Raw genomic sequence first — 14104 nt, forward strand, 5'->3', positions numbered from 1 at the left:
CGAGGAGAGACCCAAAGGTGTCCATCAGCTCTAAAATCGTGGATGACTTCATCGCCGAAGGCGTTGAATTCATCACTACCGTGCCGTGCAAGCAGCTTGCGGGCGTGATCGACGAGGTCGAGGCGCGGCCCGAGATTCACCATGTGCCGTCCAATAAAGAGGACGAAGGCATGGGGCTTTGCGCGGGGGCGTGGATGGGGGGCAAGAAGCCTGCCATTATCATGCAGAACACCGCCATTGGCGTGACAATCAACACGCTGGCCACGCTGACGCAGTTTTACCGGATGCCGCTGCCGATGCTGATCTCGTATCGCGGAGAACTGCGTGAGCCGGTGGCGTGTCAGGTCGAGATGGCCGTTCATACAAAGGCGCTTTTGGCGCAGATGAACATCCCCACCTATCATTTCCACAAGGAAGCGGACGCCAGCGAGCTGCCGGAAATCCTGAAATACACCTTCATGTGCAACAAACCTGTGGCGATCCTGACGGATGCGTCCTTTTGGGGAGGCTATGGCGACCAATGATCCGTTCTGAAATTTTGCGCGAAATCGCGCCCATCCTGCGTGACCAGTTGGTCGTATGTAACATCGGCTTGCCCAGCCAAGAGCTGCACATGATCGACGACCAGCCCACCAATTTCTATATGTTGGGCACCATGGGGCTGGCGTCGTCCATCGGGCTTGGCCTTGCCATGGCGCAGGACAAGACCGTGATATCCATTGATGGCGACGGGTCTGTTCTGACCAACTTTGGCACCCTGCCGACGATCGCCAACAATCCCACGGATAACTATATCCTGCTGATCATCGATAACGGCTCTTATGGCTCGACCGGAGACCAGCCCACTTACGCCGGCAAGAAAACCTCGCTTGCGGCTGTGGCCAAGGCATGCGGCTGCGAGAACGTGATCGAGTGTCAGGACAAAGACACCGGTCAGGTTCTGCAAGAGGCGATCGACAGCAAGAAGATGACGATCATCGTGAGCAAATGTGACAGCGGCAACATCAAGCTGCCTGTCATCACGCTTGACCCTGTCGTCATCCGTCACCGTTTCATGGAAGCGGTGAAAGCCTGATCCCATGGGAGGGGCGAACGCCATCCACAGCTATGACGACGCCCGCAGGTTAGCGCGGCGGCGTCTGCCGTGGATGGTGTTTGATTACATCGACGGTGCTGCGGGCAAAGGCACGGCAGAGGCCCGAAACCTTGCGGCCCTGCGTGATATCGAACTGCAGCCGCGCGTACTTGTCGATGTCTCGCAGCGCGATCTGGGCGTTGATGTGCTGGGGCATGCCGGCAAGGTGCCCTTTGGCATCAGCCCTATGGGGATGTGCAATCTGTCCGGCCCCGGCGCTGATATCATGCTGGCCCGGATTGCCGCGCAGCATCAGGTGCCCGTAGGCGTATCAACGGTCGCATCGACATCTTTGGAAACCATGATCGAAGAGGCCGAGGGGCACGCTTGGTTTCAGCTGTATTTTTCCGGTGACGGGTCGGGCACGGCCAAGCTGGTGGAGCGGGCCAAGGCTGCCGGTTACAAGACGCTGGTCATGACACTGGATGTGCCAGAGGTGGGCCGCCGCCCGCGCGAGTTGCGGCGCGGGTTCAAGATGCCCTTCCGGATCGGCCCCCTGCAATTCATCGATTTTGCGCTGCATCCGCGATGGTCCCTGTCTTCTTTGATGGCGGGCGCGCCAGATCTTGCAAATTTCCAGATGGAAGGGTTCACGTTTGACCGCACGGAGAGCCGCGCGCGTGCCGACTGGGATTTCCTCGCCCGCCTGCGCGACAGCTGGGACGGGCATCTTGTGGCCAAAGGCGTGACCGATGTGCAGGATGCGTTGCGGTTGCGCGAGGCCGGGGTCGACGCGATACAGGTCTCGACCCACGGCGGGCGACAGCTTGACAGCGCTCCACCCCCGATCCTTGCCCTGAACCGTATTCGCAAAGCCCTCGGCCCCGACTATCCGCTGTTTTACGACACCGGGCTGCGATCAGGCGAAGATGTGGTAAAGGCCTATACCATGGGGGCTGACTTTGTTTTTTTTGGCAGGGCCATGCAGTTTGCAATCGCGGCTGGCGGGCGCGAGGGCCTGGCCCGCTTTTGGGACTTGCTGGCCGAGGAGGCCAGTCTGACACTGGCGCAGATGGGGCTGACGCGGATGCCGGGGCACGGCCAGAACTAGCGGATGATCCGGGCAATCCGCGCAGCGATTGCCCGACTTGCTTTGGCGGAAGGGTGGATCATGTCAGCGGCGTGATACGAGCGGTCGCCATGCGGCACAAGATCCGCAAGCGACACGAAATGCACCCCGGGATCTGCCTGAGCAAAGGTTGCAAGCCGGCGCTCGAACTCATTGCCTTCATTGCGGCAGTTATCGACGAGCGACCCGATCCCCGGGCTGCGCAGGTACCCCACGTAAATGACCTGCGCACCGGTGCCGCGCAAGTCGCGGATCATCTCGGGGATACTACCGGTCGTGCCATCTGGCGCGATCATGCGCGCCATCTTTCGATCACAGCGCTGGCAACCACAACCAAACCAGAGATCATTGCCACCGCCATTGAGAATGATCCATTCCCACGGGCCGGGGCGGTACTGCTTGGCAATATTCATCCCCATCGCACCTGTGATGGGCAGCGCATAAAACACGCGGGCCCCGATCACAGAGCGGTCAATTACCTGCTCGCCCAGCAGCCGCTCCACCTCGTCCGAAACGGCACCGCCTGAATTACCGCGCCATGCCAGCATTGAATCGCCCATGGCAAGGATGCGCGGTGCATCAGAGCGTGGCACAGCTTCGGTACAAGCGGCGAGCGTCAGCATCACGCTCAGCAGCAAGGCGAAGGCTCGGCGCAGGTGTCGAAACCGAAAAGGGCCGCGGTGTTCGGGACAAGGAATTCGACGACGGGCGCGCATCAAATAGTGCATTCTCAAGGATCTTCTCCCACCGATCTTTGAAACGTTTTCAGTCACTTAAGTCAAGTATAGGCACGGGCCTTCTAGAACTCCTCCCATCAGGTCAGATCAGCCGCAAGGGCCCCATCAAAAGGCGCAGCCGCAGGTCGCGGTTGCGCCCTGCGCGACACATCAGGACGCGCCGCTTTCGGGCGCGCAAGACGATAGACGCTGGCGCCTGTTTTGAAATGCTGCGTCGATTTTTTCAAAGCCGCGGCTTCGCTGGACAACACCGTACTGGCGGCAGTGACTTCTTCGAATGCTGCGGCCTGCTTTTGCATATTGCTGTCTATTTGTGCAACAGCACTGTTGATTTCTCCGATGCCGTTGACCTGTTCCGAGATCGCCCCGGAGATTTCTTCGATGCGTTGGGTCACGCCATGCACACTGCTGGAAATCGTGTCCAGCGATTGCTGTGCGTTGGTGACCTTGGCCACGCCGTCCGACACAGCCTGATCGCTGCGGGCGATCACGACATCGATTTCCTTGGCCGCTTCCCCCGCCCTTTGCGCCAGTTGCCGCACCTCAGATGCCACGACGGAAAATCCGCGCCCGGCATCCCCTGCCCGTGCGGCTTCAACGCCTGCATTCAGTGCCAGCAAGTTAATCTGAAACGCAATGTCGTTGATAACGGTCACGACTTTCGCGATTTCCTTGGAGGCATCCGAAATCTGGGCCATCGCAGCCGCTGCATCCGCGGCCACGGCGCTGCTGGATTGAGCGGTTGAGCTGACGACACGCGCATTTTCGGTCGCCTCGGCCACATTGTCACCCACCTGTTGGATGCTGACGGTCAGCTCTTCGAGGGCGGCGGAGGTTTGCTCAAGGGACGCTGCATTCTGTTCGGCTTGTTTTGACAGGGTTTCCGCCGTTTGCTGCATCTCGCTTGACGCGCCGGACAGATTCGCCGAACTGCCTGAAATATCATTGATGAGCGACTGCAGGGATGCGATCATCTCATTGGTATTGCTTTGCAGGTTTTTGAAAGCGCCGCGAAATTCGCCCTGCATCCGCTCTCCCAGATCGCCTGTCGCCACCTTTTCCATCACACGCCCGGTTTCGACCAACCCCTCCCCAACACTAGCGACAAGCGTATTCACACCCTCTGCCAGCGACGTCAGCGCAGCGCCAGAAAATGTTGCATCGACCCGTTGCGAGAAATCGCCGGCAGACGCCGCCGTTACGACCTGTCCCACGGATGTTGTGAGTTCGGCTATCATTGCTTGGCGCAGTACCTCCGCTTCGGCGCGCGCGGCATCCTGCTGGGCCTGCTGTTGTTGCTTTTGCAAGGCTTCAGCGTCCCTGCGGTCGAGTTCGGCCTGCTTTTCGCGCGCCTCGGCGGCGATCGCGGCCTTGCCGTTTTGCTTGAACACCTCCAGCGCCCGCGCGATACGGCCGACTTCATTTTCGGCCTGCGTGTCGTCTACCGGTGCGTCGAGGTCACCATCCGCAATGCGCGACATCGTCTCGGCGGCTTGCTCGACGTCGCGAGATATGCGCAGCGACAGCTTTCGCGCGACATGCCACCCTGCAAAGAAGATCACTGCAGCCGTCACGCAGACGAACACGACAAACCAATTGGAGATCGCAATGCCCCGTGGCCCTAGCTGCGCCTGCCGCGCGACAGCAATGTCGGTGAATGCATCGACATCTGTGAGCAGTTTTTGTCCGATCAGGTTTTTGTTCCGCTCGGCTTCTACATAGGACGCGACTGCACGCGCCACGACGGCCTTGTTCTGTGCAAAGACCGCGACCTGCGCTTGCGCTGACTGCGCCGTGTCACGAAAATCGGGGTCGGTGAGCGCAGCCTGCACCGCGTCGATACGCTCCGCAGCCTCATTGATTTCAGAAACGGATCGGTCAAAAAACTCCCCCTCTTTCGTGAGGAGGAATTTCTCCAAATAGTATTGCCCCAGCATCAAGGCCTGCTGAGCCTGACCCGCAAGTGATGCCGCTTGGGTGTTGCCGCTTGAAAAGGCGGCGTTCATGATGTCGCTCAAAGCGCGGCGCGCATCGAGACCGGCGGAAGAAAGCGCTGCCTCCACTTGTTGATACGCCGCACGCGCCGCCACCATCTCACTGAAAAACCTTTCAAATTCAGCGATTTCAGCGCCTAGCTGCGCAAAGGCAGAGGAAAAATCGATGCCCCCGCCAGTCTCCGCAAGATCGGCTTCTGCCGCTTTCAGCTCGGCAATGTTTTCGCGAAAGGCCTGTGCATCTGCCGCGCTTTCGGTGAGAGACCATTGAAGCGCCGCCGTGCGGGCCTCGAATACGTCTTCGAAGATCAGGTTGGCAGCGGTCGTTGCCAGCGCTGCCTGCCGATACTGAGTGAACACCGATTTCAGTGAAAAGCTTGTCGTGACAGCAAAAACCGACAGCAGGAGCAGACCGCCGAGCAACATCAGACTGATGCGGGAAATCTGTTTGGCAATTGGTTTGTCAGCCAGCACGGAACGCCTTGCAATTGTCTTCAGGTGAGGCTTTCAGGCTTAAGGTCATTTCTTTTCCAAAGTGTGAACGGCCACCACATCACGTGTTTTGGCACGCTCACGTGTTCCATAGTGACCACAGGCGCATCAGCGGTTAGACAAGCGCTATGAAACCGAGACCTTCCCGAAAATGACCCGGCGCACGGCATCAAAGCTGTGTTGCACCCCTGCGCGTGATGTTACCGTTCCCGCAGCGCCGCAACACCTGCCGCCAGCACAACATGGCGCGACTTTTCGTGCGGCGGCGGTACGCATACCGGGCGGCACCGGCATGACCGGCACGCAGAACGCTGAAATTGTCGATGACGGAGAAAGCCCGCTTCGGCGCCGGACTATCGCGCCGTTTCGGATGGCACCCACATGCGTAACCAACGCTCAGTTCAGCGATTTTGTCCGCGAGACCGGCTATATTAGCGAAGCAGAGCGGATCGGCTGGTCATTTGTTTTTTGGAGCGAAGTGCCCGAAACGGTTGGAGACACGCAAGCCGTCCGTGATGCGCCGTGGTGGCGCCGTGTCGACGGGGCCAATTGGCGTGACATCAACGGCCCCGATACACGTGCCGCAGCGTGGCATCCGGATCATCCCGTGGTTCAGGTATCGTGGCGCGACGCTCAGGCCTATGCAAAATGGGCAGGCGGCAGGCTTCCCACAGAGGCGGAGTGGGAACACGCCGCGCGCGGCGGTTTGGGCGATGTACGGTTCCCTTGGGGTGTTGAGGAGCCGGATGACACGCAGCACCTTCCTTGCAACATCTGGCAGGGTGACTTTCCCAAGCACAACACCACAGCAGACGGATACCGGACGACTGCACCAGCCCAAAGTTTTGTCCCGAACGGCTATGGGCTGTACAACATGGTCGGCAATGTTTGGGAGTGGACGGCTGACCCCTTTCGCATCCCCTCTCTCAAAAAAGCCGTAAAGGCGCGGCTGGCATCGATGAAAGGCTACAAGCTGTCAAAAGGCGGGTCGTTCCTGTGCCATAAATCATACTGCTACCGCTACCGGATTGCTGCACGCTCCGGCGTATCCCCCGATAGTACCGCGACACATCAGGGTTTTCGCGTGATCTGGCCAGACTGAGACTGACGCAGGTCGCGGTCGCTCGGATGGCTTTGTTCGGCCAACCGCGACAGGATTTTGGCAAACGCGCCGAAAAGCTCGTCCGTCCTGCGGCCCGCGCGCGTCAGCACACCGATGGGTCGGGAAACTTCAGGGCTGATCACCGGACAACCGGCGATGTCAGCGCGGTTATGTGCAGCGATCGCTGAACTGGGGACGGGAGCGACGCCACAGCCGCGCGATACCAGATCAAGCGCCGTGGTGGAGCGGGCAACTTCGATATCCCAGGGCATCGGCAGGCCCGCGCGCGCCAGCGCATCGTCAATGAGCATCCGGTTCCCTGTGCCCCGCGTCGGCAAAATGAGCTTTTCGCCAGAAAGCTCGGACCATGCGATTGCCGCGCGCGACGTAAAAGGATGATCCGGCAAAACAGCCATGACCATCTGATCATTGAAAAGCAGGTCAAACACCGTGCCGGGCTGGTGCGCAGGAACCGGGCAAACCGCTAGATCGGCATCACCCTGTGCCACGGCTTCGGCGGCTTCGTTCGCGGCGCAATCAAGAATACGGACGCGAAGGGCGGGGAACAGGCGGCGCGTCTGCAAGATGGCGGGCGCAAGCAGCCCGGAGACCACGGTGGGAATAGCCGCGACAGTCAGCGTTTTGGCGCGCTGGTGTTGGTAGGTCACGCTTTCATCACGCAACGAACGCGCGGTTTCGCGTGTTTCGCCCAGTATCACCTCGGCCCGTACCTTCAGTCGTTTCGCCGCAAGTGTCGGGCTGACCGCGCGGGTTGTCCGGTCGAACAGAGCGGTATCAAGGGCTGATTCCAGTTTGCTGATGCGACGCGATATTGAAGGTTGCGACAGACCAAGCAGATCAGATGCGGCGTGAAACGAGCCGCCATCATAGACCGCGAGAAAGGTTTCCAAATCCGTAAAATCAAAATTGATACGCATATCGCATGAATATCAAGCAACTATGCATTGGTCAAAATTATCTGGCTCTTGTAAGCACACATGGAGGGTTACTGATATGACACAAAAAGCAGACATCGTCGTCATTGGCGGAGGCAACGCCGCACTTTGTGCCGCAATCACCGCAGCCGAAACCGGCGCGCGCGTTCTGATCCTTGAAGCGGCGCCAAAGGCATATCGCGGCGGCAACTCGCGCCACACCCGAAATTTCAGATGTATGCACAACGGCCCTTTAGGCCCACTGACCGACAGCTACAGCGAAGATGAATACTTTGAAGACCTGCTAAAAGTCACGGGCGGTAAAACCGATGAACATCTGGCACGATTGGCCATCAGACGGTCGGAGGGATGTCTGAACTGGATGCAGGAACGCGGTGTCCGCTTTCAACCGTCACTGTCAGGAACACTGTCGCTGGCGCGTACCAACGCATTTTTTCTTGGCGGTGGCAAAGGTTTGGTCAATGCCTATTACCGCACGGCCCAGCGCCTTGGCGTCGGGGTCGAATACGAGGCGCAGGTCACCCATGTCGAAGTACAGGACGGGCTGGTCGTCTGGTTGGATTACACACAAAACGGAAAGAACACGCGGCTGACACCCAAGGCTGTGGTGGTGGCTTCGGGAGGGTTTCAGGCCGATCTTGATTGGCTGACGCGCGCGTGGGGGCCAGCGGCGCAGAACTTTTTGATCCGAGGCACGCCGTATAACCGCGGCGTCGTTCTGGCCGATCTGCTGGACCAGAACATCGAACAGGTGGGCGACCCTACACAGTGCCATGCTGTGGCGATCGACGGGCGCGCGCCCAAATACGACGGCGGGATCGTTACCCGGCTTGATTGCGTCCCCTTTTCGATTGTGGTCAACCGCGACGGCAAACGCTTTTACGACGAAGGCGAAGACGTCTGGCCAAAGCGCTATGCCATCTGGGGGCGCCTTGTGGCAGCGCAGCCGGATCAGGTGGCCTATGCCATCATCGACGCCAAGGCCCGCGACTTGTTCATGCCGTCTGTCTTTCCGCCGGTGCAGGCTGATACGCTGGACGGGTTGGCAGAGGCGATGGGATTGCCCGCCGCCGAGGTCCGCGCGACAGTTGACAGCTTTAACGCCGCCTGCGGCGACGCATCCGGGTTCAAGCCGACCGAACTGGACGGTGTCGCCACCGCAGGTGTTAACCCGCCCAAAACCAACTGGGCGCGTCCCATCAACACACCACCCTACTTTGGTTATTCGCTGCGTACGGGTGTCACCTTTACGTATCTCGGTCTGAAAGTGGATGAGAACGCGCAATGCGCGGTCGGCAACCGACCGGTGACCAACCTTTGGGCTGCGGGCGAGACAATGGCCGGTTCAATTCTGGGCGAAGGATATCTGGCCGGTTTCGGCATGACGATTGGCACGGTTTTCGGGCGGATCGCAGGAGAGGAGGCTGCACGATATGCAAACTGACCTGATCGACGAGGCGCGCCGGCAAGCCGAGATCTGTAATGCCTGCCGATACTGCGAGGGCTACTGCTCTGTTTTTCCGGCGTTGCATCGTACGCGCAGCTTTGCCGACGGTGACATTACCCATTTGGCGAACCTCTGCCATAACTGCCGTGGGTGCTATTACGCCTGCCAGTACACGGCACCGCATGAATTCGACCTCAATCTGCCCAAAGCGCTGGCCGAAGTGCGCCACGACAGTTGGAAGGCACATGCATGGCCCGCCGGTTTTGCGCAGATATTTGAACGTGCAGGTGGCGCGATTGCCGTGGCACTTTGTGCGTTCATTGCGATCATGTTCGCGCTGGCCACAGCCGTGGCGCCGACATCGGGCGACGGGTTCTACGCCTATATTTCCCACGGCCTGATGGTTGCAGTCTTTGCCCCAGCCTTTGTGTTGCCCTTGATGGCTGTTGCTGTCTCTGTTCGCGGGTATTGGCGCAGTATCGGCGGCGGTGCTGTGCAATTGCGCGATGTCATGGCGGCACTGCGTTCCGCAGGCAGGATGAAAAACCTTGAAGGCGGGCACGGCGACGGATGCAATTTCGAAGACGAAGACCGTTTCAGCCATGCGCGGCGCCATTTCCATCAAGCCACCCTTTACGGCTTTTTGCTGTGTTTCGCCGCAACCTCCAGCGGGACAGTGCTGCACTACGGTTTTGGACTGCAAGCGCCCTACAGCTTGTTCAGCCTGCCCAAGCTTTTGGGCGTGCCAGGCGGCCTGCTGTTATGCCTTGGCACTGGCGGGCTGGCCTACCTTAAGACCAAGGCGGACCCGCATCTGGGTGTGGCGCGTATCTGGGGAGGCGAGATGGCATTTGTTGCCCTGCTGTTTGCTGTCAGCGCAACGGGATTGATGCTTTATGCTGCGACTGGCACTGGGGCGGTGGCGTGGTTGCTGCCGGTCCATCTGGGTACGGTGCTGGCCTTTTTCCTGCTCACACCCTATTCCAAGATGGCACATGGATTTTACAGGATGGCCGCACTGACCAGAGAAGCGGCCCTCGCGCGCACGGATTAAAACAAAGAATGACCGAGACAAACGATCTGAATTCGCTCGCTCCCAGTGGCGTATTGCGGGCCGCGATCAATACGGGCAACAAAGCGCTGGTGCGCCAAGATGGTGACAGCCTGAGCGGCGTCAGCCCCGCCTTGGCCCAGCGGCTGGCGGATGAAATCGGCGCCCGCTTGCAGCCTGTCGTCTACACTGGCGCGGGGCCTGTATTTGCCGATGCGCACAAGGATGTCTGGGACATCGCGTTTCTCGCAATCGACGATAAACGCGCAGAGAAAATCGCCTTTACAAGACCTTACCACACAATCGAGGCGACTTACGCCGTCCGTTCAGACGCGCCCTATCAGCACGTTGGCGACCTTGACCAACAGGGGGTCCGTATCCTGACCTCCCAAGGGTCCGCTTATGATATGCACCTGACCAAAACCCTCGAACAGGCGACGTTAGAGCGGCTCGGAACGCCGCCTGACAGTTTTCGCGCGTTTCGCGCAGGCACATGGGATGCAGTTGCAGGCGTCAGGGCGTCGCTGGCGCAAGCATTCGGCACTGACGACAACATCCGCATTCTGCCGGGCGTCCTGACCAAGGTGGAGCAGGCAATGGTTTTGCCGCATCAAGGGCACCCCGTGCTGCCCGCACTGGATGGATTTGTCGCGCGTGCGCTGGATGACGGGTTTGTCGCAGACCAAATCTCTGCGTAAGAGCGCGTTCAGGTGGTGTAGACCGACGGATTAATCATATTGATCGGCGCGCCATTCGAATAGGCGACGATCTGATCAAAGATGTCGGAGAATTGCAGATCGAACTCGTCCTCGGTGACATATCCGATATGCGGCGTGGCCAGCACATTGGGATGTGTCAAAAGAGGGTGCGCGGTGTCGCGCAGCGGTTCGGTATCAAAGACATCCACTGCGGCGTGAAGGTGGCCCTTGGCAATCTCGGCCTCCAGCGCGCCTTGCGCGACCAGACCGGACCGCGAGGTGTTCACAAAAAGCGCGCGAGGCTGCATCGCCGCAAGGTCATCTGCTGTTATGATGCCGCGTGTTTCCGGTTTGAGCCGGACGTGTACGCTTACGATATCAGAGGTCGCAAAGAAGTCGTGACGCGATGCGGCGACGGTCTCTCCGTCCGCTGTCGCGCGCGCGCGTCCTGCCTCGGACGACCACCATTGGACCTTCAGGCCAAGCGCCTTTGCATAGGTTGCAACAGCGCCGGCTATCCGCCCATATCCGTACAGTCCAAGCGTGCGTCCGCGCAGGCTGCGACCGACACCGCTCTGCCATTGACCGGATTTGAGAGAGGTGGCCTGCTGTGGGATTTGGCGAAAGCTGGCAAGGATCAGCCCCAGCGTCATCTCTGCCGCTGCGTAGGACGGCGTGTCTGAATGCATGTTGGAACACAGCAGCACATCATTGGCCGTGCACGCGTCGACATCAATGTGTGGATAGACGCTGCGTTGCGAGATCAGTTTCAGGTTTGGCACCCGGTCTAGCAAGTCGGCACCGATCTTTGTTCTTTCCCGGAACAGAACCAGCGCTTCGGCTTCTCTGATCCGTTCCGAAAGACGCAGCGGGTCCGGTTCATGGTCGGTCCAGACGGTAACGTCGTGGCCGGCCAGTTTCTCATAACACGGCAATCCGCGCAGCGTATCGAACCAATCGTCAAGGATATGAACTTTCACCGGCTTTCGACCCCTGCCAGCGGCGTGGGCGTACGCGGTGTCGGCACGAACACAGTTGCCTCAAGCGCATGCAGTGCCTTTTGTACCTTTTGACGTTCCGCCAGCAGGTGATTGAACTGCGCATCACAGCCGGAAATCGGCGTGGGATAACCGGATATTTCCGCGTTCAAGGCGTCGCGTGCAGCCGTCAGCGCAGCCTGTGCGGCGTGGATCGACATGGTGTATTCCTGTCTCATGGTCACTTCCTCCAAATTGTATACTACAGTATACAATTTTGCGCATAGGTCAATCGCAAGCCCAGATACGCTTCGGTACAAAGACCTCGCCTGCGGCCAGTTTCCGCGCGGTGCGCACCAAACCTGCTGAGTTCAACTTAAAGCCGTCTTCTGCATTTTCAAAAGACACCACAACCTCGATAACGCCGGAGGCGTGCTCAAGCCTGATGGTGGCAGGCGCCTCGTTTGGTACCGATGCCAACCCATCGGCCACCGTGCCCGGTGTCAGCACGCATGACGCGAGACATTGCGCGCCTGTAACGGCCATTGTCGGGTGGCATTTCCACGGCATAAAGTACCGCGTGGCAATCGTGCCGCCCTCTTTCGCCGGAGCCAGCAGACCAAACTTTGGCGTGACCGAACTGGACACATCACCCATGCCCATCAGGGCACCCGCTTTGCGACGAATAGGCTCCATGCGCGCAGAGAACGCCGCATTATCGTCCAGTTCTGCCGCAGACTCGTAACCACTCAGACCAAAGCTTTCTGCGCGCGCGATAACAATGGGCATGGCAACGTCCATGCATGTCACCGGGACGCCGTCGATCTCGTCGATCAGATTGCCGGTGGGAAGAAATGCGCCCGTGACGCCCCCCACGGTATCGCGAAACTGCAGGGCAACCGGCGCGGCCGTTCCTGGCACGCCATCAATCTGCGCATCACCTTCGTAGCACACGCTGCCACCCGGGGTCTGGACAGTTGCCTCGACCCGAGCGCCGGTATTCACCGCAAGAATGTTCACCTGCGTTTCCCCGTTCTGCGCATCAATCAAACCCATCTCGATGGCCGCGGGGCCCACGCCAGACAGGATGTTTCCGCAGGTGGGTTTGAAATCGACGAGTTCCTCTTCGACGCTCACCTGCGCAAAGAAGTAATCAATATCCGCCCAGCTGTCGGCTGACCGCGACAGCATGGCCACCTTGGTGGTGACGGCCGCCCCGCCGCCGATCCCGTCGATGTTCAGCGGGTGCCCTGCCCCGACCATGGCAATCAGAACCCGCGCCAATGTTGCCTCGTCCGCCGGAAGGTCGTCCCGCTTTAGGTACGGCCCCCGCGATGTACCCCCACGCATGAAAAGAAAGGGAATGGCTGCTTGTGTCATGAAAGTCCCCTTTTGACATATGACGCGACACCGTCGGCAAAGGCCGCTGTGCCCAACGTACCGCCCAGATCCACCGTTCGCGTGTTCGGGTGCGCCAGCGCGTCTGCAACGGCTTTGCGAATGAGATCGGCTGCCTGTTCTTGTTTCTTGTGACGCAAGAGCATCTCGAGCGATAGAATAAGCGATACCGGATTAGCAAGGTCCCTGCCCGCGATATCCGGCGCCGACCCATGTTGGGCCTGCGCCGCGACGTGACACGGACCAACATTCAACGACCCCGCAAGGCCGAGGCCACCCGCCAGTTCTGAGGCCAGATCAGACAGGATATCTCCGAACATGTTGGTGGTGACAATGACGTCGAACCTGTCTGGTTGCCGAACCAAATGCGCGGCAGCCGCGTCAACCAGAATTTCCTCGTAAGCAACGTCAGGGTGCTGCGCTGCAACACCGCGCACGACATCCAGAAAAAGCCCATCAGAAACGCGCATGACATTCGCCTTGTGAATGGCGGCCACCTTGCGCGCCGGACGCGTCGCTGCGATGGCGAATGCGCGCTTTGCGATCCTCAGACTGGCTTCGGTTGTGATGCGCCTGATGGCCAGCGCCACGCCGGGCACCGGCATGAACTCGCCGGGGCCGAGGTGCATGTTGCGATCGGCATAAAACCCTTCGTGATTTTCACGTACCACAATGAGATCGATTGGCTTTTGTGCGGCCGGCGCCAGCCCGTCCCAGCGATGCGCTGGCCGAATGTTTGCGTAAAGGTCCAATGCCTTTCGCAAAACGCCTGACGGGTTGATCCCGCCAGCTTCAACAGGCGGGTAGTCGTTGTGAGAGACCGGCCCCAACAGTACGGCATCGCATTGTCTGGCGGTCTCGAGCACGCTGTCGGGCAGCGTGGACCCTGTCTGGCTCAGGGCAACAAATCCGATATCGGCGTGCACTGTTTCGACAGGTAGGGTCAACGCATCATGCACCGCGTCCAGCACCTGCAGCGTGGCGGCCATGATCTCGGGGCCGATCCCGTCACCAGCAAGACAGAGAAGCTTCATCGCGGCCATGGCCA

General features: G+C 59.6%; 14 protein-coding genes. 7 read left to right on the plus strand and 7 right to left on the minus strand.

From position 1 onward, the window contains the following. The first annotated feature begins 17 nt into the window (after positions 1-17). The 3 genes from comD to AC2D8V_RS11190 are packed head-to-tail and all read left to right on the plus strand — an operon-like array spanning position 18 to position 2186. Positions 18-524, plus strand: a complete 507-nt coding sequence (gene comD, locus AC2D8V_RS11180) for a sulfopyruvate decarboxylase subunit alpha (RefSeq protein WP_484733604.1) — start codon at positions 18-20, stop codon at positions 522-524. Then, complete coding sequence (comE, locus tag AC2D8V_RS11185) at positions 521-1075, plus strand: sulfopyruvate decarboxylase subunit beta (RefSeq protein ID WP_484733605.1); 555 nt, start codon at positions 521-523, stop codon at positions 1073-1075. Before comD ends, comE begins: the two co-directional genes overlap by 4 nt. Before the next feature lie 4 nt (positions 1076-1079). Further along, a complete protein-coding gene (locus tag AC2D8V_RS11190; protein ID WP_484733606.1) occupies positions 1080-2186 on the plus strand; it encodes an alpha-hydroxy acid oxidase in 1107 nt (368 codons plus the stop codon). Here AC2D8V_RS11190 and AC2D8V_RS11195 read toward each other — a convergent pair. Beyond that, positions 2183-2827, minus strand: a complete 645-nt coding sequence (locus tag AC2D8V_RS11195; RefSeq protein WP_484733901.1) for an SGNH/GDSL hydrolase family protein — start codon at positions 2825-2827, stop codon at positions 2183-2185. The two genes, AC2D8V_RS11190 and AC2D8V_RS11195, sit on opposite strands and share 4 nt — an antisense overlap. 191 nt (positions 2828-3018) lie before the next feature. Then, the gene (locus AC2D8V_RS11200; protein ID WP_484733607.1) at positions 3019-5409 is read right to left on the minus strand and encodes a methyl-accepting chemotaxis protein; all 2391 of its coding nucleotides are present in this window, start codon (positions 5407-5409) and stop codon (positions 3019-3021) included. A gap of 169 nt (positions 5410-5578) precedes the next feature. On the opposite strand from AC2D8V_RS11200, the gene AC2D8V_RS11205 reads away from it, so the two are divergent. Further along, entirely contained in the window at positions 5579-6529 is a 951-nt protein-coding gene (locus AC2D8V_RS11205; protein WP_484733608.1) for a formylglycine-generating enzyme family protein, read from the plus strand. On the opposite strand, the gene AC2D8V_RS11210 is transcribed toward AC2D8V_RS11205, so the two are convergent. Continuing rightward, positions 6499-7467 carry a LysR family transcriptional regulator gene (locus tag AC2D8V_RS11210; RefSeq protein WP_484733609.1) on the minus strand — a complete coding sequence of 323 codons (969 nt, stop codon included), beginning with the start codon at positions 7465-7467 and terminating at the stop codon, positions 6499-6501. The two genes, AC2D8V_RS11205 and AC2D8V_RS11210, sit on opposite strands and share 31 nt — an antisense overlap. 76 nt (positions 7468-7543) lie before the next feature. Between AC2D8V_RS11210 and tcuA the strand changes: the two genes are divergently transcribed. From tcuA to AC2D8V_RS11225, 3 genes are read left to right on the plus strand one after another with little or no spacing between them, the layout of a single operon-like run. Continuing rightward, the gene (tcuA, locus tag AC2D8V_RS11215) at positions 7544-8929 is read left to right on the plus strand and encodes an FAD-dependent tricarballylate dehydrogenase TcuA (protein ID WP_484733610.1); all 1386 of its coding nucleotides are present in this window, start codon (positions 7544-7546) and stop codon (positions 8927-8929) included. Beyond that, positions 8919-9986, plus strand: a complete 1068-nt coding sequence (gene tcuB / locus AC2D8V_RS11220) for a tricarballylate utilization 4Fe-4S protein TcuB (protein WP_484733611.1) — start codon at positions 8919-8921, stop codon at positions 9984-9986. Before tcuA ends, tcuB begins: the two co-directional genes overlap by 11 nt. Before the next feature lie 8 nt (positions 9987-9994). Beyond that, positions 9995-10681 (plus strand): transporter substrate-binding domain-containing protein, encoded by a 687-nt coding sequence (locus tag AC2D8V_RS11225; protein WP_484733612.1) that lies wholly within the window; start codon positions 9995-9997, stop codon positions 10679-10681. Between the two features lie 8 nt (positions 10682-10689). Here AC2D8V_RS11225 and AC2D8V_RS11230 read toward each other — a convergent pair whose 3' ends face one another. Genes AC2D8V_RS11230 through AC2D8V_RS11245 form a run of 4 tightly spaced genes read right to left on the minus strand, consistent with a single transcriptional unit; the run spans position 10690 to position 14099 of the window. Next, a complete protein-coding gene (locus AC2D8V_RS11230; protein WP_484733613.1) occupies positions 10690-11661 on the minus strand; it encodes a D-2-hydroxyacid dehydrogenase family protein in 972 nt (323 codons plus the stop codon). Then, positions 11658-11897 carry a hypothetical protein gene (locus tag AC2D8V_RS11235; protein WP_484733614.1) on the minus strand — a complete coding sequence of 80 codons (240 nt, stop codon included), beginning with the start codon at positions 11895-11897 and terminating at the stop codon, positions 11658-11660. The genes AC2D8V_RS11230 and AC2D8V_RS11235 overlap by 4 nt, the downstream gene beginning before the upstream one ends. 49 nt (positions 11898-11946) lie before the next feature. Continuing rightward, on the minus strand, positions 11947-13038 hold the full coding sequence (locus tag AC2D8V_RS11240) for a 4-oxalomesaconate tautomerase (protein WP_484733615.1): 1092 nt from the start codon (positions 13036-13038) through the stop codon (positions 11947-11949). Next, positions 13035-14099, minus strand: coding sequence for an isocitrate/isopropylmalate dehydrogenase family protein (locus AC2D8V_RS11245; protein WP_484733616.1), 1065 nt, complete (start codon positions 14097-14099; stop codon positions 13035-13037). Before AC2D8V_RS11245 ends, AC2D8V_RS11240 begins: the two co-directional genes overlap by 4 nt. Positions 14100-14104 lie beyond the last annotated feature (5 nt).

It is taken from the genome of Roseobacter sp. YIN89 (assembly GCF_057219365.1).

Coding starts and splice junctions, on each gene's coding strand:
- AC2D8V_RS11205 (WP_484733608.1), top strand. CDS start 5,579: ATGACCCGGCGCACGGCATCAAAGCTGTGTTGCACCCCTGCGCGTGAT.
- AC2D8V_RS11195 (WP_484733901.1), bottom strand. CDS start 2,827: ATGCTGACGCTCGCCGCTTGTACCGAAGCTGTGCCACGCTCTGATGCA.
- tcuA (WP_484733610.1), top strand. CDS start 7,544: ATGACACAAAAAGCAGACATCGTCGTCATTGGCGGAGGCAACGCCGCA.
- AC2D8V_RS11190 (WP_484733606.1), top strand. CDS start 1,080: ATGGGAGGGGCGAACGCCATCCACAGCTATGACGACGCCCGCAGGTTA.
- AC2D8V_RS11245 (WP_484733616.1), bottom strand. CDS start 14,099: ATGGCCGCGATGAAGCTTCTCTGTCTTGCTGGTGACGGGATCGGCCCC.
- AC2D8V_RS11210 (WP_484733609.1), bottom strand. CDS start 7,467: ATGCGTATCAATTTTGATTTTACGGATTTGGAAACCTTTCTCGCGGTC.
- tcuB (WP_484733611.1), top strand. CDS start 8,919: ATGCAAACTGACCTGATCGACGAGGCGCGCCGGCAAGCCGAGATCTGT.
- AC2D8V_RS11240 (WP_484733615.1), bottom strand. CDS start 13,038: ATGACACAAGCAGCCATTCCCTTTCTTTTCATGCGTGGGGGTACATCG.
- AC2D8V_RS11235 (WP_484733614.1), bottom strand. CDS start 11,897: ATGAGACAGGAATACACCATGTCGATCCACGCCGCACAGGCTGCGCTG.
- AC2D8V_RS11225 (WP_484733612.1), top strand. CDS start 9,995: ATGACCGAGACAAACGATCTGAATTCGCTCGCTCCCAGTGGCGTATTG.
- comE (WP_484733605.1), top strand. CDS start 521: ATGATCCGTTCTGAAATTTTGCGCGAAATCGCGCCCATCCTGCGTGAC.